The sequence below is a fragment of the Methanosarcina acetivorans C2A genome, from assembly GCF_000007345.1.
In the GTDB taxonomy this organism is placed as follows: Archaea; Halobacteriota; Methanosarcinia; order Methanosarcinales; family Methanosarcinaceae; genus Methanosarcina; species Methanosarcina acetivorans.
Genome location: NC_003552.1, coordinates 1,831,886 through 1,854,425 on the forward strand (window position 1 = coordinate 1,831,886; position 22,540 = coordinate 1,854,425).

Below are 22,540 nucleotides of genomic sequence, written 5' to 3' on the forward strand. Positions count from 1 at the left end.
CAATCAAAGCAAATTATGGGTAACTGTTGCGTAGATAAAGATAATTTATAATGATCCCCGTTTAATAACTAGCTCATGAGTCATCATACTTATTGAGCGATATTAATCAATGTATTATGATATAATATACATATCTAGCTTTAGAATTCAGAATTCATACATAGAAGCATAAATCGATAATCCAATGTAGTTCTTAAAATCAAACCTGTACAAGCATGAAATATAAAAAATAAGAGAAAGGATGGATCAAACTTCTAAGGCCTGAGAAAGTATAAGACTTATTAAATATTCCAAAGATATTAGTTCAATCCTGTATCACTTTTTCCTGAGTTTCCAGCTTCCATACAAACAGATCAATCCGCCCAATAATCCAAAACCTGGAGTAGAATTATTTTCACTTGATTTATCCCCACTGGAGCTAGTTTTATTAGCAGACTCAGAATCGTTATTGTTTAAATTATTGATTTCACCAGTGTTTTTTTCTCCGGATGCCAACAAATTTGTTTCTTTCCCAACCGTTTCTCCGTCTTCAATCATTTCTTCATCAAGTTGTAGATATCCGCTCTCTGCAAAAGCAACCGGAATATCAGTCACATTTTGTTTTCTTGCTTCTTCATCAATTATCTGGTAAATCTCTTCAACTAAGACAGCTTTTTCTTCAGAAGGTAAACCATCGTAAATATCTACAAATAATCTGGTGAGTTCAATTCCATATGCTACTACCTGACCTCTGTCAAAATACAGTGCGATTTTTCCTTCCGTACCGTTTTTAATCTTTTCATAGCTACCCTTCAATGAAACATGTTTTATAAGCTACAGGAAATAAAAATTAAGTGCAATGCCTTTTCAAACTTTAAGAGGGTGAACACCTAAATCAGATACAACCTCCGAAAGTGGTGAGAAATAAGCATTACTATTTAATGAACCGTGGAGAATTCCTATGATATACAAGTTATCATTTGACATGCGATATACTGGAGCTCCACTATCTCCTCCCGCAGAACTATAACTTGCCTTTACCTGATTACAATACATCCACCTCTCTTGATTTACTGTAACACCGATACCTGTAATAGTTCCACTTGTCTCACCAGTACTTATCCTTGATTAGCATTACCAGTACACTTTATATAAACCCCAAAGTTTTTCACCAGATCATTTAACAATCAAATTTGATGTGAAAATTATGACCATATTTTTAGAAGTAATATTTAATATGAAGAGTCATTTGATTCCCTGGTAGAAATCTTAAATATATGGAAAAGCCGCGCTCTTCAAAGGCATTTTTATTTTTTTTGGAATGAGATCTGATTATTTGGAATACAAAAACTACAGTAAGGGCTACATTCTTAATTGACATGTTTCAGGCATGTAATCCAGAATCAACTAATTTTATATTACTAAATCTTCTTTGGAAATAAAAATATGAACTTGCTACCTGAAAATTAAAGGTTTATTCCGGTAGCGTCAAAAAATGTGTCTTCCAATGTGAGAGAATTTTCTCTAAGTTTGAAAACCCGGCTTTCACTTTCATTCTCCGATTATATTCAAAAAAATAGAAATGAGTAAACCTTTCCTATATCAGAATAAAAGATTGAAGTTTTCATTTCTTTTTAAGCGCAAGTGACTTATTTATTACAACATTCTAAAATATTGTGTATTGAGGTATCTCCAAATTAAAGGAAAAGGACTTATAGTCAAACTTTTAGTTTTTCGGGATGTTTCCGATAGCGATTTGTAAATCTCAGTAATTATAATAACAATCGGGGCTACTATTATGCTAAATCCTAATACCTTGACAACCGAAGCCACCAATCTGCCGAAATTTGTTTGCAGAACCGTATCTCCATATCCAGTAGTAAGAAGTGTTGTGATAGCCCAGTAGACACTTGAGGATCTACTGATAAAACCGCCAGTTTCTCCTTCTACAAAATATATTAGAACCCCTGAGATTAGCGTCAAACTCAGAATCGTAAATAGAAATGCAATTATTTTGCGACAACTCCCATGAAAAATTCTTATAAGAAGGTTGCTTGAAATTATACTACCACCAATCAAATTTTTACAGTAAAATTATTTAATAGTTGTATGAACACTGAATTATATGAATAAAAATCAGATCCTGTTTATGGGAAGGTTCAGAATATAAATCCAGGTATATTATGAAATTTCAGCAAGAAACCATTATTTTAAAGTGCTTTCCTTTAATTGAACCTTTATTAAAAGGATTTCATGTACGTTTTTTCGATTAAATCCCGATAAACAGGATTTATACTGTATATCGTACTCCTGCCTACTTTATCTTCTTCAATAAGACCCGAATCCTTTAATTTTGTCATATGCCAGTTCATTGCAGCTCTGGAAATTCCTATTTCTTGGGAAAGGTCGCCGTTGGTATTGCATTTATTATGCAATATGTTCAAGATTATATTGCGGGTCATCTCATTTTGAAGGGATGAAATAACCAATTTTTCATTCTCTCCATATGTGAAATTATTCTGGAAATATCTGGTATTTCCGTGATTGCTGTGAGCCTCAATCAACTTTTTTTCTTCCAGAACGTTGAGATGATAGCGCAGAGTCCCTCTGTTAATATCCAGATTATTTGCCATCTCACTGATACAGGTTCCGGGATTAACTTTAATAAATGAAAATATGAATTTTCTCTTTAAAACCCCAACAGCATTTGAATGATCAGCTACTCGAAATCCGAGTATTGCGAAAAGAAACTTTGCAGGAAGAACCACTATATCTACTATCGACAGTATGTTCATTACAGCTAACCAGAGTAGAAAATGCCAGTATGGTTCTATAGTGTCCTCTACTATCTGTACATCTTCTCCAGCTACAGATGCTCCAAATTCGTCGCCTGGAGCTGGAAGTACAATATATTCTGTAGCTTCGGCTGTCAATATAATAAATAAAGAGAAAAAGCAAAGGAGATAGAGTCTCCTATAATTAATGTAATGCAACACTAAATGTGTAGTCCTCGGTTCCACTGACTGATTCTCCATAGACTTTGAACTTCCAGGTTCCCTGTTCTATGTATCCCTGAGGAGGGTATATATTAAAACGTATCCGAGCGTCATCATTATCATGGAAAGTTCCGATTTTGCTTCCAGACGGAGTATAAATACTAAGAGTCAGGGAATCACTCGTATCTCCCCAGTCTAAATCCACTTCAAGATAATTTACTCCGGAGCCTACATTTACATTATGAGTTATGGTCTGTCCCTGAGTTATATACTGAGTTGACCGTAAAGAAGAGATAGTCTCTGTACCAGGAGAATTTTTTACCCAGGGACTAACAATGTACTCTATTCCAGCAGAAGCCGGAGAATCTTCCGTGTCAGAATTTTCCGCGTGTTCCTCTTCGGCTGAAACCGCAGGCACAGCCATCAATCCTATAATTATGCATAATACACATATTTTCCAGGCTTTCATAGTATCACCCAAAAAACCTAAAAAGTCCAGACATATAAGTTTTATGGCCATAGTCTTTAACAATCAGTGCCACCTCTCAGAATTAGCGTTATCTTTTTTTATGAAAAAGTATTGTAAAAAGAAAGAAAACTCCCCGAGAAAAAGACATCATAAGACCTTTTATCCTGCATTACTTAGCAAAGAAATGAGAGATTATGAGAATGTATTTTCATTCTCAATGTCAGAATAAAATCGTAAATATTATAAACTATTCTGAGACAACTATAAACTGTTTTCAAGCTCATATTCTTATTTTGCACTCATAGAATTCCATGATTTCCATGATAATAAGAAATCTGGTCGTTTGAATTGCGCCCTACAGGATATGATAACACTCTTTTTGTTTTATTGTTACACAATTAAATGCTCCCTGAAGTAAACAGCAGTTGATATATCAGGTAAACAATATACAGGCCTGCTGGGATTCCGACAGTAAGGGAAGAATTCTTAATTGACATGTTTCGGGCATGTAAAAGTGCAAACACCCAGATGTACGCAGATAGTAAGGCACATAAAATTCCAATTATTTGTGATGTGTAATAGAAGGGATTGTTTGAGAAGACCTGTCTTATGCCCTGTACCATGATTTGCGGGCCCATTGATGAAAAATCTACTGAAGACAGCAATTTATACGATACGACAAAGCTTATGAAACCGCTAAATATTAGTGGTACAAACCCGTAACTCACGAATTCCAGAGTCCTCTTAAATGAACCTGTTGAATGAAACAAAGATGATATTAAATACAGGATCCCAGCCAGTATAAACCATGTTAAAAATGTTCCAATCAAACCCCCAAGGACACCTCCAGCGGCACCCGCGAATATTGCTATAGAAGAAAAAGATGAGCCAGATGAGCCAAGGTCGGAAGAAAGTGATTCTCTAAACATATTCATGACAAGTAAACTTGAAGCTATTGCAAGTGCCGAGTATACAAGTAATATCAGGGCAGGATACTTAAAACTGACTTCATTTTTCGATTTCCTGCTGAAAAACGAATCCGGGTTAAATAATAGACTATTTAGATCTAGGTTATCCATATTTTTTCCACCGTTAGAAGTGTCATTCAAGAAGTGCGAGATCACTTTCATAGTTTCAATATATTTACTTAAACATTTCTACTGAATTTTGTTGTTTTCAATTTTTCATTCATAGTTAAGTCATTATTCTCAAATCAAATAATATAAGTGTTAATTTTTGCTTATTTCCCAATTGTTTCTGAGTCTTATGAAAAAATTAAATATAGAGTGAATTTAATGAGATACTTCAAGTTATTCAAAACTGATAATCTGTTCGAGTTATTTATAGCTGGTAATCTGTTCGAGTTACTCAAAACCGGTAATCTGTGTCGTCCTTAAAAGATCATTCCGGAGCAAATTTGAATTCAAGTATTCACTTATAAACAACTCCTTATAAATTTTCTGACCGGAATCTCTAACAATTCAGCACTACCAGTGTTTATGATAAGTTGTTACAAAAAGAAATTATGTTCAGAAAAAGGCATCAAAAGATCTGTTATCAAGAATATTTCGTCAAAAAAGAGAGAAAATGAGGGTGTGTTTCATCCTCTGCGTCAGGATAAAATCTGAAATTTTTTAGATAGCCTCTAAAAGGATTTCAGAGGAGCTGCTTTCCGGCTCCTGCACCGGATTTGCACTCATAAACATCGGTGATTTTCATAACGGCAAGGGCTTTTGCAGGGAACCTGTCTCCCAAACTCTTGACAGCTTTGTACATCTTCTCATAGTCTTCCCCATCGGTTTTGATCTCAAAATCCCCTTTTATCTGGTAGCAACCTTTGACCTCAGGCCCCCAGACATAGATTGAACCTCTCGGGTTTTCTTCAAGGTTCTGGCGGGTCTTATGGAAAAAATTGTCCGCAATCCAGATAGTCTCTCTGTCATCCTGAAGCTTGCAAAAGCCAATTGGGATAACATTCGGTTCTCCGCTTTTCGAAGCGGTTGCAAAGGGAAAAATCTTCATTTTTGCAAAATCCTCTACCATTTCATTGCTCAATTTGACCATTCTCATCACTCCGTCATTGAATCTTTTTTATTAGAATAAATACTTATACGTAACCTTATTTAAACTAATTAAGTTATAAAGTTGGTGATGTTTTGAAATATAATGAATTAAAGGACGATGCATATATAAAAAACTGGTTATCAGGAATTGGAGCAAAAACAACAACCAGAGAAGGCTATACTGATAGTTTAAGAGCTTATACTGAATTCCTGAATAAGATTCCTGAACAAATCATCATCGAATCTGAAGAAGACATAAAATCCGGTAAGCTGATGAGGGAAAGAAGGATTTTCAACGAAATAAGGGAGTTTAGAGAATCCTTAGAGTCATCTGATATAGCCCCAATGTCGATAAAAGCTAGATTGACCGGTGTAAGAAGCTTTTTTAGTTTTTATAATATCCAATTGCCTGTTTTACCCAGATCGGCTACTAGTGCAAGGCCATTGATGGAAAATAGAGCAATTCCAACAAAAGAAGATATCAGAGAAACACTAACCGTAGCTGATCACTTAGAGAAGGCATTAGTTCTTACTGGCATTTCAAGTGGCCTCTCCATAAACGAAATTTCAAACTTAATGGTAAGGGGATTTATGGAAGGTTATGACGAAGAAACCGGAATAACAACCCTGCACCTTATTAGGGAAAAAGTGGGATATGAATTTTATACATTCTTAACTCCTGAAGCTTCGAGGGCTATATGGAATTATCTGGAATATAGAGGAAGGACAACTGAAAAGAAAGACAAAGTCAGACAAAGCCAGTTACTAAAACAAAAAATAAAATACGACAAAAAAGGTAATCCAACGGGATACCTGTTCATTAACCGCTATATACCCTATGAATATCTTGAATGTAATAACGAAAAAGAAGCCGAAGAGCTCAGAAAGCTTAACACTAAAAATATACAAAAGATTTATAGAGAACTTAATGAAAAGGCAGGAAAATCAAACCCGTTAGGTGAACGAAACCTGGTAAGATCACATAACGTAAGGAAGTTTTTCAACAGCACAATGTTAGCTAATAGGGCTGAACTTTTTTTTGTTGATTTTTTAATGGGTCATCAAATCGATGGTACCCGAGACGCCTATTTCAGGGCTGATCCGGTTTCACTGAGGAAAGAATACGAGAAATATATTCCCTACCTCACTATAGAAAAGACATTAGATCCAACTGAACACCCAACTTTTATTCAGATGAGAAAAGATGCTGATGCATATAAACGGGTAGCGGATATTGCATCTGAAGAAAGGAAGGCGGAGCGGGAAGAATTGCAAAATTTACGAACGGAAATTGAAAACATGAAAAAGAAAGAGGACATTAAAAAAAGCACTATAAACTTCAACGATCCCGATATCCGGGCACAGTTATTAAAGTTTTTAACCGATAACCAGTAACGGAATTCTAGCTTTATACTTCTTTAGTTCTATATATAGTGTATTTATAACTCCATGATTTTTCTAAATATGATAATCTATGTATTAGTAACTATTACTTTATAGATTAACAAAAACTATTTATGCATAATATTTCATATGTAAATACTGGTGAATGGTAGCAGGAGGTGAGACTATAGTAAGAATGGTAGGAAATAAGGCATCAATCAGTTTATATTTAGATCTTGATGTTCTGGAAAAGGTTGACGAGAAGCGAGGATTAATAAAAAGAAATACGTACTTGGCCAATCTAATTAAAAACATTATCGACGCATAACGACTTTTTTGGATACATATCGACTATATAGCTGAAAGCATCGAGGAATTCACATGAAACAATTCAATTTCAGAAAAAGAATTGCAATATTGCGAATCCATGTTTACAGAGCGCGAGGTATGGAATCGTTTTGGAATCGCGCGATATTTGAGAAAGGTAGAGCGGCGCAGGCCACACTCGATCGGATTTACGAAGCCAGGGAAATCATTCAGAACATGAGTAAAAAAATTAGCAGATCAACAAGAGAACACGTGTCAACAAGAGATGACGCACGTTCCCGATGTGTTATAGGTATATTCAAAAGTCGACTACGCGCAGCACATCCGACGTACAACTGCCGGAGAGTGGTCTAATGCAGGCTACTAATGTAACTTTTAAACCCTCAACCGTTGTGTATTTCAAGAATCTTTTTTCAGAAAACAAGAACATAGTAGAGCAGATGCTTCGGTCCGAGGACCTAATGGAACGAGCGATCGCAAAAACAATTATGACAGCGGCAGGAGTGACTTAAAAAATGCTAGAATGTCAGAGCCGCCCCTTTAGGACCCGAGAGGCGGCAAATCTCGAAAACGTTCTTGAATTTTTAACGAAAAGCAGTTTCTTGATAGAGACAATTGTTCTATCTATCATATATAGTCACAGTCGGGTATATAAATTATACGGGTATGCAAGAAGACCAATCCCGGAAAGCGGAAGATTCGAAGATGAGGGGACTAAATAATGGTCTCCGAAACCAATCCATCTTTTGATTTTAGCGCGATTCCAGAAGACATGAGGGGGTTTAAAAATTGGGTCTTGTGGAAGTACGAACCCCGGAAAGACAACCCCAACAAACCCGCAAAGGTTCCGTACCGGACACGAACCCAGAAAGCCAGAGTATCCAACCCGGTAACATGGTCAAACCTTGATTATGTGATCCGGCAAATAACAAGATACCCAGAAAAGTTTGACGGTATCGGATTTGTATTCAGTGAAAACACCGGATTAGTGGGTGTCGACTTCGATCATATCAGGGTCAATGAAACCGGGGAGATTGACCCAGTCGCACTGGAAGAAATAAGGGCACTAAACTCATATACGGAAATTTCCCCTAGTGGAACCGGTGTTCATGTAATCTGTAAAGGGGTTATGCCTGCAGCAGGTAGAAGGCAGGATAACCGGGAAATGTATAGCGATAGTCATTTCTTAACCTTTACAGGTGACAAGTTACCAGACACACCGACAACCATAAACGAAGCCCAGGAAGCAATAAACACCTACTATGAGAAATGGTTTTCCAAATCAACCGACGACAAAACCCTAAGCAATGAAGCAAAAAAGGTAGTAAAATCTCTGAAAGCCAGTAAAAAACTTGGAGCCAAATTTAAACGACTATTCGACGGGGATATATCGGACTATGACAACGACCAGAGCCGGGCGGATATTGCTCTTATGGGCATGGTCTACAGGGGATGTAAGGACCGCACCGTGACCATTGAAATATTCAAGGCGTCCAAACTCGGAGAACGCGAAAAGGCCAAACGGGAAGATTACATTACGCGAACCATTGAAAATGTCATTCAAAACGAGGCTTACGGCAGACAAACCCGTAAAAACGCAGGTGTTGAAACCGAAGAAGACAGGGACGCCGAAGAAGACATCGATGAGGATGAAGCAAAATTCATTGATACCGACATTGATGAAAGGGACGTTGATCCGGCACTCATAGCAAAAGCGGAACGACTCGCGGAAAGGATACTTTCACACGGAAACCCGATAAAATATATAATGAAAACTGTAGCCCGTAAACATGTAGGCGATGTAAACACCATTGAAGCCATCGCGCTCGCAATCGGTTGCCAATCATGTCAGAATACATCCGGTATACAGGTATCAGTAAACGGTGAATCAGGATCAGGAAAAAGTCACGGCTTAAAGGTGTATATGCATTTAGTACCAGCCGCCGATAAACGAAAAGGAAGCCTAAGCTCGAAATCCGCATATTACATGGACCTTAAACCGGGAACGGCGATATATTCAGATGACACCGATCCGGATGAGTCTATGCAGGAAGTAATCAAAAGATCAACCACAAATTACCAGGAATACACATTCCACTACACTGTAAAAGATCAATCAGGGGTATCCGTTGCAATTCCACCGCGCATAAATTGGTTTTTAACGAGTGTAGAAAGTCACGTTTCAGACCAAGTTTTAAATCGGCAATTGGTATTCGAGACGGATTCGAGCTACAAGCAAAAAAAGGCAATCAACGAAGTCCAAAAACGCGAGTTAATGCGGGGGGAAAACGAGACCGAAGTGAACCTCGGGGTACTCATCTGCCGAAGGATGCACGCCAATCTCAAAGAAGTTCTATTTAAAGTGAAAATACCATTCGCCGACAGAATCGAGCTTGATGATGTGAGTAACAGCAGAATACTACCACTTTTTGCAGATATGATCATGGGTTATACCCTATGGCACTGGAAACAAAGAACGATAGACACAGACGGTAAACTACTGGCAACTGAGGAGGATTTCCATAAAGCAAAAATGCTTTTTGTGTCTAGAGCTGAAAACACAGTAACGAAATTAACAAAAAATGAAAGCAAGATCATAAAAAGTATTTTAGAACACGGTGAAGAAGGTGCTACTATGAACGAAATAGCGGACGACACCGGATTGGATTATGGAACTGTCCAGCGTATTATACTCGGAAGGAAAGACAGGAATACTAAGGGATTGATGGGGAAGGTTAAAGGGTTGAGACAGGAACATTTAAACGAAACGGAATACGACCGTGATGCAGTAGGAACACTGATAAAAAGCAAAGGTAGAAAAGCAGATCGTATAAAACTAACAAATTACAACTACCATGAATTCGGACTGGGGGCATTTGACTTTATCAGGTTAAAGGAACGAGTCGACTGATATTTATTACCCATTTTTTGAGTCGACCGATATTTATTACCCATTTTATACCCGTTTTTTTCCCTTTTTTTCCCATTTTTCGCCCAATAAATCGATAGCGGTAGAATTCTTCGCCCAAAAACCCCAAAAAATGAAATATACAAAAAAAAAGTAAAATTTTATTTTTTATATTCTAACAGTATAAAAACATACAATAAGTTAAAAAAAATTAATTTTAAAATTTTCTTATCATTTTTTTATTTATGGGCGAAGAATTACAAGTTTTAAAAATAAACAGTATCTACCTACCTAATAATAATAAATTTTAATGGGAGAAGAATGGGTATAAAATGGGCGAAAAAGGGCGAAAAATGGGAAAAAAATACGGTTGACACGGTGGCAATAATATAAAGCAAATACAATAATAATATGATGTCAATTGATAACGTTTACCCACAACAACCCACCACACTGTGTATTGGGGGTGGGGAGAAGCACAGTTGTGTTGGTGTTGGTGTTGGTGTTGGTGTTGGTGTTGGATGGGTGATTACAAACAAGCGGCTTTTTTAAAAATGTAGAGGAGAGGAAAAAAGAAATCACGTTAAAACGGGGTATTTTTCAACGTTTTTTAAGACATCCGGGTTACTAATAACGTCGATTTTAATTTCCAGGTACACAACTTCCCCGCATTCCGGGCAATGAAATTCAATAATCATGTTCACCATACCCCATAAGCGAACCCGTTAAAACTGCCATGTAACACCACCTCGGACCGTGGGCGTTTGATGGTGATTTCGATATAATGTACACGGACTTTATCACCGAGGGTAACTTTACGCATCTTCCCATTCATTTTAAATTTAAGGTCCCAGGGCGGGATTTTGTCTTTTTTATAAGTCATGTGCCCTGATTTGCCTCTGAGACCGGTGACTAGTGCGCTCAACTTTTCCTCAGCTTCGTGTGTTAGATCTTTCTCGATATCATGCATTATTCCGACGACTAAATCTGCTTTCTCAATTTTTTTCATTGTCATGTTCCTCCGGTATACTTACCTCTAAGGTTATGACTTTGAGGTAACTTGAAGAATATGACCGGGTGTATAAATAACTTACGTCAGAAGTAATGTTTCTAAGGTGTATACATGGATTATATACTTTAAAGTAATTTTGTTTACCATGGCTAAACGCGAAATTCAAATAACTGTTATCGAATGCACATGCGAGCGGTGTGGTCATGTATGGCAGGCAAAGTTAGAAAATCCAGTGATCTGTCCCAAGTGCAAAAGTCCGTATTGGGATGTACCAAAAAAGAAAAAGTAACACGTGGCGATATCATGAGCGCCTGAAAACTGAAACGGCAGAAAAGTTTAAAAAGTAATTATATTATTGATTCATTTCTTCTTTTATTTTTATATTCTATATAGTTCCTGGTTTTTTATAATGCCCATGTGGTGAATATATATACAGTGACGTAACTATTTTTATTTGTGAAAATATATGACTCCAACACGAAAATATGAATTGACTTGCAACTATTGCGGAGAAAAATTTCATACATATTTTCCAAATCGTAGGGCGTGCAATAACCCCAACTGCCACAGGAAAGCAGTAAGGGATACCAAAAAAGCACTGCAAGATCAGGTAAACCCCCGTGCGCCCCAGGAACCTGATAAACCCGCAAAACCGGCAGAACCCAAGGAACACGGGAAATACATACCCTCTATGCGAACTTGTGAAATCTGCGGACGCGAATTTAAGTCACCCACCGGTAGAGCTCTCGTTTGTTCTCCGAGATGCAGGACAGCCAAATGGAAACGAAATCACCCGGGGCGATAAAATGACGGGGAATGACGGTTACCAACCTTTGAAGTATCGTGAAATCATAGCAGACCTTATGAACGGGCTAACCCTGGACGACCAGCTCAAAAAACGAAAGGTCGAGGGGGAAAAACCATATTTAACACACCAATCACATAAATCCGTGATGAGAAAAAAAATCATGCGAGTTTACTCAATCGAGTCAGCAGTCATTGAATATCATAAAATGAATAAAAGACCAATCGAAGATATGAATCAGATTTCACAATACATTACGGATCATACATTATTCAAAAACTTTGATTGTATGCCGGTAATTCTGGAAATGTTTGCGGCAGGATGGAAGTTACCTGAAATGGAGACGGTGATGAAATGAAACCAAGTCTCGATGAAAGGGCAAGGGTGCATGAAGACGTCGATGCCACAGATTTGCTTAAGAACTTCGAATTCAAGGACTTTGAAGAGGAACCGGGGATATCCCGGAAAATGAATTACCTTGCACTATTCAACTTGCAGGCAAAAGCCAAGATGACCGACGCGATCAATGATAGCTCCTTTTTTGCATTTCTGGGAGACAGAGGAACCGGCAAAAGTACCATGTCGATCTGTCAAGCATTCGCAATAGATCCAGACTTCGACCCGGCCAATGTCTGTTTCTCGTTCGAAGAGCTGAAGGAAATTATAACCAACAAAAGAAAAGTTCCCGCAGTCTGGGAAGAAGCGGGAGTAGGGGCATATTCCAGGGATTTCATGAACCAGGTAAACAAAGATCTGAATAAATTTTTTCAGGTATTCAGGTATCGCAGGATAGCTGTTATCGCAAACTTTCAACACCTTTCACTTTTAGACAATCACACCCGGCTGCAACTCGACGTTGCTTTTTGGAACATGTCGAAAGTTTACCATACTCCAGATGGTAAGCCGTACGCCCGAAAGTTTACCATGCCGTATAAGGTATTGAAAACCCCGTTCACTGATCCCATAGTTAAGCCATATAAGGTCTATGGTAAAGGTCCGAATATGGAAGAAATAGGAATCATTCTATTACCGATAGAAAAGGACATGCTTGAAATGTACGGTGTAAGCAACGCATTCATGCATGAATACCAAAAACGTAAACACGAATTCTTCACAGAAATGCTTGATAAGGAAGATGAACCCAAACCCAACCCAAGGCAGGCAAAGGTAATTGAAAGGCAGTTGGAAGCCTTCAGGACCGTAGCACATAATTTAATTCTCAAACATGGCATGTCCAAACGCCAGGTTGCAGAATTCATGGAAATTCCAAGGACAACACTCAATGATTGGGGTATCTTCAATTCTGATTAAATGGTCATGACGGGCGACGGCAAAAATATGTTAGTAATAGTGCAAACAACAAACCAACAACAACCAGCCTTTCACATCACTTGCTAAATTGCCGTATTCCGTCAACCGGAAAACCTCTTCCGGTCAACGCTCTTTTTGACATAATATTTTTTAACAGTTTTAATCGATATCTAATTTAGTTTAAACATGTGATGTAAATAAACAATGGACTTGTAATGTAAAAAAAGCCCACGAAACGAAGACCTGCTAAAAAAATAAGCCCTTGTAAAATATTTAAGGTAGATTATATAGTTTTTCACCACTATCAAACTTAATCGATATCGAATTTGGTTTTTTTGTGTGTATGAATTCATATTAACGTGTTTAATGCTATCGTTTTTTTGGTGGTTTGTTTACTGCCTTTGCCGTTTTACCGATTCCGCACATTTTCCTGCGTTTGCTGCCTAATCTTCTGTTGATATCCCATGATTGACGCATAAAGAGAATTTGGTCTAATTCCATTTTGCCTTTTCCCCTATGTAGATTTGGAGTAAAATACCGATATTGAAATTATCCATGTATTTTAACAGGATTGTGGCTAGATTCCGCCAAGGCTCATATAACAGCTCATCACTCTTTGGTTGGTATAGGTAGAAGTTAGAATGGCGTATACGAATTTAAAAAAAGAATTAGATAAAAATAAATTAAATAATTAAAAGTCAAACAGACCAGTTGCTCCGACATTGGACACCATATACAAATTTAAAAAATGTAATCATCTTCATTACAAAAAATAAGACTTGTAAATATATAGTTTAGTTTAGCATCACGTTGTCTAGTATGAATATGGTCCCATCATCAATTTTAGAGACTTTTGAAATGGTTCCTTTCGCGTGAAAGGGGGCCATATTCATTTCTTATGGTAAATGGTAATACCTTCTGGTTTCCGTGTCAAGTCTGTCGAATTTTAACTTGCCCTGTCTTTTCAATCGTTTCAATGCATTACTCACCTGGTTGTTCTCAAGGTCCACTCTTTTCGCAATATCGGTAAATGACAATCTTTCGCCCTTTTTAAAACATTTTTCTACTTGTTTTGCATTTGATTTAGCTACCCCCTTTATATCATCCATTCTCTCTTGGAATTCTTCCATTTTGTGTTTTATATCATCATGTGTCTGCATGAGAGGTTTCTGATAGAAATTGAAGAATGCAATTGCCTGAGCAGATAAACCGTTTACTCTCTAATACTAAAAAGGGAAAAGATTGGATATTTGGGAAGGTGTTTAGTCATGAAACATAAATGATATTACTTTTTTTAAGATGAAAATAGCAAGAGAGATAACACTAAACACAGGACTAAGGAAGGCTGAAATTGTTAACCAAAGTGCTATTTTGAAAAAAGAATATTTTCGCGTTGCAATTTTCGAATTTGATATAATTTGTTCTGCGTAATCAAGATCTATCGGTCGATATTGCTCTTCTCTTATTTGACATGAATCGAATAGTTTAGATAGATACTCTTTTTCATTACAATTAACTATGTCCCCAAAAAATAGCAGATTTTCGCTTTTTTCAATTGAATTATGTGAACATTGGACTTGGGGCCAAAAAGAAAATAAAGCAAAGGAGAGAGACAACAAATTAAACAGTATGAATGAATAAGAATAATAAATTAAGCATTGATTTAACGATAAATTTTCCGTTGTTAAAATCGAAACCATGCCAAAAATTGCAGCTGCATTTAGTGCTATTAACGCCGCATTTTTTGCCTCAGCAAATTTTAACCATTCGTTTATATTTAATAAAATATCATACAGATTTTTATCCATTTAAAGCCTTCTTAATTGATTTCATCAACTATTGTAAATCTAATATTTCCTCCATAAATGCCTCCATCATATCCTGGAATCGTTAATTTTACTTTCTTCCACATTTCTTCTTTTAGAGACTGATCGTCGGGACAATCTTTTTTGAATCCTTGATATACTTCATCAGTAATTAATATTGGAGGAATAGAAACTGGATTGGATTCAGTGACTTCGTAAAAATATTTGAAGTATTCATTTTTATAATTTAGAGTAGGCGAGTATGTTATCTCCAAATGATTCAGAAATTCTGAATAAGAGATTTCTGTCCAATTCCATTTATTTGTTAGTGGATAGTGAAGACCCACACGAACTTTATTTTTTGAGGAGACTGTGCTCTTGTTTGCATTATCAGTTAATTTAGAGGCAATGTTAGCTGGTTTACCTAACCAAACTAATGATTTGTAAAATTGATTTTCATTGCCTTGTTTAATAGTTCCTGTCTTGACTACAAGCATACTTCCAAAGTCAATTCCAATTCCACAAACAATATCATTATTTTTGAAATTTTTGTTGATTATATACTCAGCAACCGTATTTAGCAGTACAGCAGTATCAATGGCGTTTTTGAAACAATTATTTCTATCAAAAACAACCATTATTCTATCTCCAATAATATTTCTAACATAACCACCATGATATTCAGCGCATTTAATCATGTTTCTTACAAAAACTGTATAAAGTTTTGCTAACGTTTTTGGCCGATGTTTCAAATTTAATTCGGTGGATTTTCGGATATCTATGTAAAGTACACAAGTTTCTATAGTCTTACATTTCTTACATTTGCTATCTAAGTTTTCATAAGTGATATTTGTATCATCAACATTTGGAACATATTCAGTAGTATTTATTTCAATATCAAAATCAGATGAGACAATATCTTTTGTTTCATCACTTATTTTTTGGAGAAAATCTTTGGGATTCAGGAATAGACACCACAGGTAATTAATAGGACTCCTATACATGGAAAATCTTATTTTAAAGTTTCGTTTTTGCTAAGGAACAGTAAACAATTGCTGCATTAAATAAGAATTCCGTTTTTTACGCTTACGTGTCTGCGGGTTTTAGGGTGATAGATTAGTTTTTTGAACTGCCATTAACCTAGACCTAATCCCAGAAACCAAGTTTTCCCAGGCTTTAACTCTCTCTAAAACATGACTGTTTAGGGTGAAAGGCGAAGTTTGGGGTGTATCCCCTATAAAACGTAAACGCGGTGGGTTTACTGGTGTCTTTGCTCTCATCGGTTCTACAGGTTCGAATCCAGCCTCTCGCACTAAATTGTTGGGATATAGGTAACTCAAATTTTTTGTACGCAACAGCAAAATAGTACCAGTACTCTTTTTGGAAGTTCCCCTACTCAAAATTTACCTAATTTTATCGTTGTTAATAAATTCAATGCTTCCAAATGATTCCGATTTTGGAGTCGAAATTCAATGGATGTATGTTCTTAGTTATAGGCTCCAGAATTCTGCGATGCCCTCTCGTTCCTGTTTGAGAATAGTCAAACATCATATCTTACATAAAATTTTAAGTGTTAACAAGTAATTATACAATGTATGGAACCTATTTTTGTAAATGGATCTCGTATTCTTGGTCCATTTGAATATGACACATATGTATCTGAAATAAAAAACCTTATCTCAAAACAATATTTGAACTTTGTTTTTGGACAGGAATGAGATATGTAGAAGTTTAAAGATTGCATAATAATCCCGATTGGTGGATGAAAGTTCGCAAAACAATACATCTTCCAGAAGAAGCACAACAAAAACAAAAAAGGAAACAACTTGAAAGATATATACCCATTTCACCACGAATTGAAAGTAGTCTTCCTTACTTTTTTAGCAATCAAAAGCCACCCACTCCTCAGACATGGAATGAAAACATAAGACGCTGGGCTGAAAAATCTGGCTTTGATCAAGTGGTTTTAGTGCAAAAACTACTCGAAAAAGTATAGAGTCATGGATGGTGGCTGTAGATATACCTATTACTAAGGTTTGTTTAATGCAAGGCCACGACAACATTACAGCTATTAACCATTATCTTGGGTTGGCATTTACATCTGAAGAAAAAGAGGAGATAAAAAGAAGATTGGTAGGGTGGATTTAATCCATTCTCAATACATTTCTGTTGGGCATGCTGGAGAATGCAAAAGCCCAGGGGCTGCCCATCTGCGAGGAGATGATGGGCGAGGGAAACGGGAACGGACCGTTAGAAGCAGACACGAACAATTGTTAATAATTTATATACAGTGTGTCCTATTGTTTGTATGTTGGGTTGAAAGCCGGCCAAATACACCAGAAAGTATCGGCAACGCAGTCGTAGTTACCGCTTTCTACGACAGAGCGAATTTAAACGCTTTCTGCAATTGTCTACGACGCAGAGCGACTTAAAAGCTTTCTACAATTGCACGCGGTACGACATACTGTATGGGAAAGGGTAATACTATACTTTATGTAAATATGAAGGCGAAAGCGGAAAAGGAGGTTACCTAAATGTCTGACAAACAATGAAATAAAGGTAGGTGACCGAGATATACATAATTGCGAAATGCAAACCTGAAGAACTTCTGGCGTTCTTTGGGGTTGTGACCTTATTGATAAAAGTCATCTGGTCATAACTGATATGGCTTTCGGCCCAACCCTCTTTATATCTTATTAAACAAAATAAATTAATCAAATATTAATTAAAAATAATGCTCAGCAGGCTGTCTCAAAACTCAAACCATTTCTACAATTGGATAATGAGCAACGTTGAATTTAAAAACAAGACCACCTAAATTAGAGAAATTTATACATGAATTAACCTTGTAGTAGAAAAATTTGACACAATTGTAGAATTAACTTTAGTTTTGAGACAGCCTGTCAGTAAAAGTTTTGATATTTTTCCGTTAGATCGTTTTAGGCCAGCTATTCGAAAACGCTAAAGTGTTTTATTTTTCAAAGGTTTATACATTAGTTTTTAAACAAATCTTTAAATCTATTTAAATAACTTTTAAAAGCTCCATTGTCTATCGAATACAATTCTCTCTCATCTTCTTCGATATATTCATTTGTTTTAACTAATATCTCTTTAAAACTGTCATTTAACTCTTTAATTATAAGACCTGCTTCTTCTTCAGACCAGCGATTTTCCGGGTTTGTCAATTCACTTACTTCTTTTGCCCAGTCATCAAATAACTTTTTTAAATCTGGAGGTGCCATATATAAGTACGATTTTACATTCCCTAGCTTAAGATCCGGATGGAAACATTTTATTATTTCAGGATTTTTATTCTCACCAATCTGGAATAAAGTATTATTTTCACACCCTGTCTTCCTGTAATTAAGGTCAAATTTTGAACTAAAAACATCTGTTAAAGGGGAGTATAAGTAGTCACGTCTTTTTTGGAGATACTGGTACCGACGCTCCATTTTTGATTCAGCTGATAATTTATAAGTTAAAATTATATATAAAGCAGTAACCACCACTAACAGTAGATTATCATACTCATTGATAAACGTAAATATATCGTTTAAAAATGCAATTATTTGAAAACTCATGATGAGTAAGTTAAGTTTAAATATATAAATTAAATCTTTTCGTTTAAAGTGGGCATCTAAGTGATATCCTGAAAATCCAGAGCATTTAAAGCATGGTAATTACAGGTTACAGTAAACAGTTATATATCAGACACAGTCACCTGTCGCCGAATTCTACAAATGTATGGAAAAAGTCAGATAAAATATAATTTTTCCACTGGGAAACGAATCAGGCTTCAGTGAGATGTATAACGTTACACATCTTTATCTATATTCCAGGGCAATGTCAGGAACTTCTATTTAAATTAATATGTGTATTATAACCACATCATACGCATTAAAGTGAATCCTTTTCCCCCGCCACACCCCTGAGCCTCGCATCAGACCGCAAAATGGTTATCTAGCGCCTGAGCGGGGTGTCAAGGCGAGGTGGGGGGTAAGGATGAGCGCACCTGTCACCTATTAAAAAACACATTTTTCCCGCTATTTTTATACGCTAGATTCAAAATTTCTGTGCTCGAGAAACCTGTATAAATTCGATAAATGTTTATATATTCGATTAGTTCGAGATTGCTGGTGATTTTTTGAGTGGCGTTCTAACTGTTAAAAATTTTATTTTACTTATGCTTATATTGGTATGTAGTCTTGCAATGAACGAGGCCGGGGTCGAGATAAATGACTCTCATATTTTAAAAGGGGTTGTGCCTATCTTAATTACCTTCGTTTTTAACGATTACATAACAAAATATAATGAGTTAAAAGATCAAAAACAAATACTTATAAATAATTTACATTCTTTTGTAAAAAGTGGAGACACAACTGAGATATTAAAATGGATATCGGCGCCTCAATATTTTGATTTATATGATTTTATAGCCCTTGAAGATCCGAATGACATTTATAAAAAATCATCTTCATTCTTAAGTACAATTCATTTTGAAAATGATAAGCCAATCAACTTTAAAAATGAACCAATTACCATAGGGGACTACATTCACCATAAGTACAAAGATCTAATTACCAGGCTGCATAAATTGACAGAACCAATAGAGAAAATTGACGTTGAAATTAAAAATTTATTTAAGATTAATAATAACCATTTGACATGTGGAGTATTCGCAATTGTGCTTTCGGTGTTGATCCTTTTCTTAGAATCTATAACATGGTCTGAGAATGAATATAGTTATTTGTTTATCAAATTGGCTGACTTTTGGTTTCAAATAAAACTACCTTTTATTGGATTTATTTTATTTTTAGTGGTTTTATATTTAGAGGGTTTTGTCAAATCTTTTCTTGACAAATGAGAATATTTCTTCTCTCTTCAAATCTTACTAAAGGTACCACCAAGATTTCTTATATGATTTCCGCCAAAAGTTTTGTGTTTAACTTGCTGTTTTCTTGGATTAAGCTCTGGATGTGAACAGCCTGCTTCTGTGTAACTTCATTAAGCTGGTCTATTTATTTGTTCTTTGCAGGCATGTGCTCATAAAATGCCTATAAATAAACCCATTTTGAAAATTAGCTTGACACCCCAAAACCAAGTTTCCTCAAGCTTAACCTCTCAATTTTGAACCATCTACCTTAATTTACTAAGAGATGTAAAATTAATTACATTTCTTCAACCCTTTTACTGCCTCTACTTAAGCTGTTTTACTATTTTACTGTAAATTTTGCATCCATTTTACGATTTCTCTTGATACCGTTTTACTATTTAACAGTAAAATTTTCAATTTCTCTTGATGCTGTTTTCACTAGTTTACAGTAAAAATATGTATACTTTTTACTGAAAAATGTAAACTTTTACCATTTTCCTTTTTCTTCAATGATTTATTAGAAATGAATTTATAAAATGTGAGACTTTTATTATTACTTCAATATCCTGTGTAAAGCCAGATGAAATAAAGATGATTCTGACTAAGGAATGGTTGAAATTTGACTTCAAGTTTTCACTTTGATAATGGCCCTATAATTGCACTTCCCAATATCATTAATGGTAAAACGGTGCCATAAGAGATTGTAACGTGAATTTGATATATAAATTTCTGATAAAGATGAGTTGAAGTAAATATATTGTCAAATGACCAAGTGTCAGCATGGGAGGAAAGTTGAGTGAAGAAAACAAAAATAAAGTTATTCATTTCTAATTTTATCCTTTCCGATAACCCATATTATAAAAATTGAATTAAGTATACTTTCAAACAACAATGGATAACTTGTCTTGAAATTATTTATCTTAGCTGAGTTATGTGCATAGTAATTTCTGATTATTGTTGCTTTTAAAATATTTAGTAGGATAAACTGACGTTGTTTATCTCTTATATTTTTTTTATTAATCTCGTCAGGAAGTTTATTTATTAGGATGGTGATGTTGTTACTATTTGCTTTTTGGGCTATTTCTTTTTCTAACTCAACGTATGTATTCCACCATGTTTCTTCTTTACATATTGGTTTCAAAATAGTTTTAATACCGGATATATCACCAATATATTGAGTTCGAATTTCATCAATGGAATTTAAACCCACTGTTTTAATTATTTCTTCTATAAATATACTCAGATTTCTTAAATAAAAAGTAAGATTTTTTTTAGATTTATATTTTTGGCTGAAATAATCCACGTTTGAATCAGCAATAAATATTAAAAAATGGTCTAGATCATTTGTTTCTATGAATTCAATAAAATTGCTAATATCTGTATTTGTTAATTGATATTTGGGAGTTGACTGCTTGTTGTAACTTTTAACTATTCTATCAACATAAATCATAGCCCTTTCTTTAATTTCTTCTCTTTCGTTTGGGAATAATACTTCTAATGTATTTTTTTCCCCCCGTGAGTAAAGTTTATAATAAGTTGCTATTTGACCTTTTCTACCTATTTTCAAGGAGATATCTTCCCACGTATCCCCTGTCAAATATATAATCATTTGAATACAGTACCAAATATCTCTCTTAATTAGATCTTGAAGTTTAGTTTTTTCTTTATATTCATAAAAATACTTCTTACACAGTACTTCTAAGAATTCATAAAGATTGTCAATAGTAAAATCATAAATCTCCATAAGTTTGTTGCATTTGTTTAAAATATTATTTTCAAGTATGTTTAATTCTTCTTCTGTTAAAAAATCTCCAGCATTTTTTTCTTTAAATGCAATAAATATGTTTCTTTCATAAGATTGAATGAATTCACAAAGGAAGGCATAATGGCTTTCAAATTGATAAAACCTTAAAATATTATTTTTATTGCTTCTAGACCATTTTTCTACAAATTCCTTGTCGCAAGTTCTATAATAGTAATTCTCTTTATCGTTAAAACGTACTGTAAAATAACTTTTTCTGAAATCGTTTATTCCATCCAATTCATATATTTGCCAATATGAATAATAATTTTGAGCCCTAACTGTACTCCAACTTTCTCCACTTTCATCAACATAATTTACCTTGTAATCTTTCCAAATGATAAATTCATTGTCAGTTGGGTCTAGTAGGTATTGTTGCCAATCCTTATCTTTTTCATCAAATGGATGATTTATCCTGTTGAATAAATACAAATTACAAAATTTAAAAATCTCTTCTTCAAGTTCTAGCAAAGATGAATAAGTAGAATCATAAACTTGTTTATCAGACAAAAAAGTATGTTGCTTAATAATAGCATATTCTTTAGGATATACCCATCTTTTTATTGGATAAAGAAGTTTTTCTTTTTCAAAAAGCTCTAAAAAATCAGGAGTGATCTCAACAGAGTTATTCACACAGAACTTTATAAACTCGCCTTTTTCCATGTATTTACAATTTGTATAATTAGGCTCATTAGACATGAATTACTTAATATCTCTATTTTACAAATAAGCTTTTAAATCTAAAGAAATTGTATTTAATATTTTTATATATAATGTCTATTTAAATTATAAGAATAACTAATTCCCC

20 protein-coding genes are annotated in these 22,540 nt (G+C 35.1%); 7 read left to right on the forward strand and 13 right to left on the reverse strand.

All coding sequences use genetic code 11. The features are described 5' to 3' along the window. Nucleotides 1–315: 315 nt before the first annotated feature. The 6 genes from MA_RS29630 to MA_RS08065 form a co-directional block, all read right to left on the reverse strand. The gene (locus tag MA_RS29630) at nucleotides 316–795 is read right to left on the reverse strand and encodes a hypothetical protein (protein ID WP_011021560.1); all 480 of its coding nucleotides are present in this window, start codon (nucleotides 793–795) and stop codon (nucleotides 316–318) included. Between the two features lie 840 nt (nucleotides 796–1,635). After that, on the reverse strand, nucleotides 1,636–2,058 hold the full coding sequence (locus MA_RS25220; protein ID WP_011021561.1) for a potassium channel family protein: 423 nt from the start codon (nucleotides 2,056–2,058) through the stop codon (nucleotides 1,636–1,638). A gap of 161 nt (nucleotides 2,059–2,219) precedes the next feature. Next, nucleotides 2,220–2,912 (reverse strand): winged helix-turn-helix transcriptional regulator, encoded by a 693-nt coding sequence (locus MA_RS08050; protein ID WP_226990796.1) that lies wholly within the window; start codon nucleotides 2,910–2,912, stop codon nucleotides 2,220–2,222. Nucleotides 2,913–2,958: 46 nt separating this feature from the next. Continuing rightward, complete coding sequence (locus tag MA_RS08055) at nucleotides 2,959–3,444, reverse strand: pre-peptidase C-terminal domain-containing protein (protein WP_048066236.1); 486 nt, start codon at nucleotides 3,442–3,444, stop codon at nucleotides 2,959–2,961. A 398-nt stretch (nucleotides 3,445–3,842) separates the two neighbouring features. Further along, nucleotides 3,843–4,523 carry a YIP1 family protein gene (locus MA_RS08060; RefSeq protein ID WP_048065150.1) on the reverse strand — a complete coding sequence of 227 codons (681 nt, stop codon included), beginning with the start codon at nucleotides 4,521–4,523 and terminating at the stop codon, nucleotides 3,843–3,845. 577 nt (nucleotides 4,524–5,100) lie between these two features. After that, complete coding sequence (locus tag MA_RS08065; RefSeq protein ID WP_048065151.1) at nucleotides 5,101–5,508, reverse strand: pyridoxamine 5'-phosphate oxidase family protein; 408 nt, start codon at nucleotides 5,506–5,508, stop codon at nucleotides 5,101–5,103. A gap of 92 nt (nucleotides 5,509–5,600) precedes the next feature. Between MA_RS08065 and MA_RS08070 the strand changes: the two genes are divergently transcribed. The 3 genes from MA_RS08070 to MA_RS08085 all read left to right on the forward strand — a co-directional run bounded on the left by MA_RS08070 (nucleotide 5,601) and on the right by MA_RS08085 (nucleotide 10,128). Then, on the forward strand, nucleotides 5,601–6,902 hold the full coding sequence (locus MA_RS08070; RefSeq protein ID WP_011021566.1) for a tyrosine-type recombinase/integrase: 1,302 nt from the start codon (nucleotides 5,601–5,603) through the stop codon (nucleotides 6,900–6,902). Nucleotides 6,903–7,570: 668 nt separating this feature from the next. Beyond that, a complete protein-coding gene (locus MA_RS26700; RefSeq protein ID WP_157860133.1) occupies nucleotides 7,571–7,729 on the forward strand; it encodes a hypothetical protein in 159 nt (52 codons plus the stop codon). 209 nt (nucleotides 7,730–7,938) lie between these two features. Next, nucleotides 7,939–10,128 carry a hypothetical protein gene (locus tag MA_RS08085; RefSeq protein ID WP_011021567.1) on the forward strand — a complete coding sequence of 730 codons (2,190 nt, stop codon included), beginning with the start codon at nucleotides 7,939–7,941 and terminating at the stop codon, nucleotides 10,126–10,128. Nucleotides 10,129–10,703: 575 nt separating this feature from the next. Here the strand turns inward: MA_RS08085 and MA_RS29340 are convergent. Next, nucleotides 10,704–10,832: a hypothetical protein gene (locus MA_RS29340; protein ID WP_282679943.1), complete on the reverse strand. Its 129-nt coding sequence runs from the start codon at nucleotides 10,830–10,832 to the stop codon at nucleotides 10,704–10,706. After that, nucleotides 10,826–11,134, reverse strand: coding sequence for a hypothetical protein (locus tag MA_RS08090; protein ID WP_048065154.1), 309 nt, complete (start codon nucleotides 11,132–11,134; stop codon nucleotides 10,826–10,828). Before MA_RS08090 ends, MA_RS29340 begins: the two co-directional genes overlap by 7 nt. A 623-nt stretch (nucleotides 11,135–11,757) precedes the next feature. On the opposite strand from MA_RS08090, the gene MA_RS08095 reads away from it, so the two are divergent. Then, nucleotides 11,758–12,300 (forward strand): hypothetical protein, encoded by a 543-nt coding sequence (locus MA_RS08095; RefSeq protein WP_011021569.1) that lies wholly within the window; start codon nucleotides 11,758–11,760, stop codon nucleotides 12,298–12,300. Further along, the gene (locus MA_RS08100) at nucleotides 12,297–13,253 is read left to right on the forward strand and encodes a hypothetical protein (protein ID WP_011021570.1); all 957 of its coding nucleotides are present in this window, start codon (nucleotides 12,297–12,299) and stop codon (nucleotides 13,251–13,253) included. Before MA_RS08095 ends, MA_RS08100 begins: the two co-directional genes overlap by 4 nt. An 896-nt stretch (nucleotides 13,254–14,149) precedes the next feature. Here MA_RS08100 and MA_RS08105 read toward each other — a convergent pair. From MA_RS08105 to MA_RS08115, 3 genes are all read right to left on the reverse strand, one after another. After that, nucleotides 14,150–14,413, reverse strand: a complete 264-nt coding sequence (locus tag MA_RS08105) for a winged helix-turn-helix transcriptional regulator (protein WP_011021571.1) — start codon at nucleotides 14,411–14,413, stop codon at nucleotides 14,150–14,152. Nucleotides 14,414–14,515: 102 nt separating this feature from the next. Further along, nucleotides 14,516–15,061: a Pycsar system effector family protein gene (locus MA_RS08110; protein WP_011021572.1), complete on the reverse strand. Its 546-nt coding sequence runs from the start codon at nucleotides 15,059–15,061 to the stop codon at nucleotides 14,516–14,518. An 11-nt stretch (nucleotides 15,062–15,072) separates the two neighbouring features. Continuing rightward, nucleotides 15,073–16,062: an adenylate/guanylate cyclase domain-containing protein gene (locus MA_RS08115; RefSeq protein ID WP_011021573.1), complete on the reverse strand. Its 990-nt coding sequence runs from the start codon at nucleotides 16,060–16,062 to the stop codon at nucleotides 15,073–15,075. Between the two features lie 734 nt (nucleotides 16,063–16,796). Here MA_RS08115 and MA_RS24450 point away from each other — a divergent pair. Beyond that, nucleotides 16,797–17,054, forward strand: coding sequence for a hypothetical protein (locus tag MA_RS24450; RefSeq protein WP_052279134.1), 258 nt, complete (start codon nucleotides 16,797–16,799; stop codon nucleotides 17,052–17,054). A gap of 997 nt (nucleotides 17,055–18,051) precedes the next feature. Here the strand turns inward: MA_RS24450 and MA_RS08125 are convergent. Then, nucleotides 18,052–18,639 (reverse strand): hypothetical protein, encoded by a 588-nt coding sequence (locus MA_RS08125; RefSeq protein ID WP_011021574.1) that lies wholly within the window; start codon nucleotides 18,637–18,639, stop codon nucleotides 18,052–18,054. A 563-nt stretch (nucleotides 18,640–19,202) separates the two neighbouring features. Here MA_RS08125 and MA_RS08130 point away from each other — a divergent pair. Then, nucleotides 19,203–19,922 carry a hypothetical protein gene (locus MA_RS08130; protein WP_011021575.1) on the forward strand — a complete coding sequence of 240 codons (720 nt, stop codon included), beginning with the start codon at nucleotides 19,203–19,205 and terminating at the stop codon, nucleotides 19,920–19,922. A gap of 826 nt (nucleotides 19,923–20,748) precedes the next feature. Here MA_RS08130 and MA_RS08135 read toward each other — a convergent pair. After that, on the reverse strand, nucleotides 20,749–22,395 hold the full coding sequence (locus tag MA_RS08135; protein ID WP_162013077.1) for a hypothetical protein: 1,647 nt from the start codon (nucleotides 22,393–22,395) through the stop codon (nucleotides 20,749–20,751). Between the last annotated feature and the right edge of the window lie 145 nt (nucleotides 22,396–22,540).

Bases quoted from the DNA above. Each gene is read 5' to 3' on its own strand.
- MA_RS08135 (WP_162013077.1), bottom strand. From the start codon at position 22,395: ATGGAAAAAGGCGAGTTTATAAAGTTCTGTGTGAATAACTCTGTTGAG.
- MA_RS08060 (WP_048065150.1), bottom strand. From the start codon at position 4,523: ATGGATAACCTAGATCTAAATAGTCTATTATTTAACCCGGATTCGTTT.
- MA_RS29340 (WP_282679943.1), bottom strand. From the start codon at position 10,832: ATGGTGAACATGATTATTGAATTTCATTGCCCGGAATGCGGGGAAGTT.
- MA_RS08090 (WP_048065154.1), bottom strand. From the start codon at position 11,134: ATGAAAAAAATTGAGAAAGCAGATTTAGTCGTCGGAATAATGCATGAT.
- MA_RS08105 (WP_011021571.1), bottom strand. From the start codon at position 14,413: ATGCAGACACATGATGATATAAAACACAAAATGGAAGAATTCCAAGAG.
- MA_RS26700 (WP_157860133.1), top strand. From the start codon at position 7,571: ATGCAGGCTACTAATGTAACTTTTAAACCCTCAACCGTTGTGTATTTC.
- MA_RS08125 (WP_011021574.1), bottom strand. From the start codon at position 18,639: ATGAGTTTTCAAATAATTGCATTTTTAAACGATATATTTACGTTTATC.
- MA_RS08115 (WP_011021573.1), bottom strand. From the start codon at position 16,062: ATGTATAGGAGTCCTATTAATTACCTGTGGTGTCTATTCCTGAATCCC.
- MA_RS08110 (WP_011021572.1), bottom strand. From the start codon at position 15,061: ATGGATAAAAATCTGTATGATATTTTATTAAATATAAACGAATGGTTA.
- MA_RS08065 (WP_048065151.1), bottom strand. From the start codon at position 5,508: ATGGTCAAATTGAGCAATGAAATGGTAGAGGATTTTGCAAAAATGAAG.
- MA_RS08085 (WP_011021567.1), top strand. From the start codon at position 7,939: ATGGTCTCCGAAACCAATCCATCTTTTGATTTTAGCGCGATTCCAGAA.
- MA_RS08100 (WP_011021570.1), top strand. From the start codon at position 12,297: ATGAAACCAAGTCTCGATGAAAGGGCAAGGGTGCATGAAGACGTCGAT.
- MA_RS08055 (WP_048066236.1), bottom strand. From the start codon at position 3,444: ATGAAAGCCTGGAAAATATGTGTATTATGCATAATTATAGGATTGATG.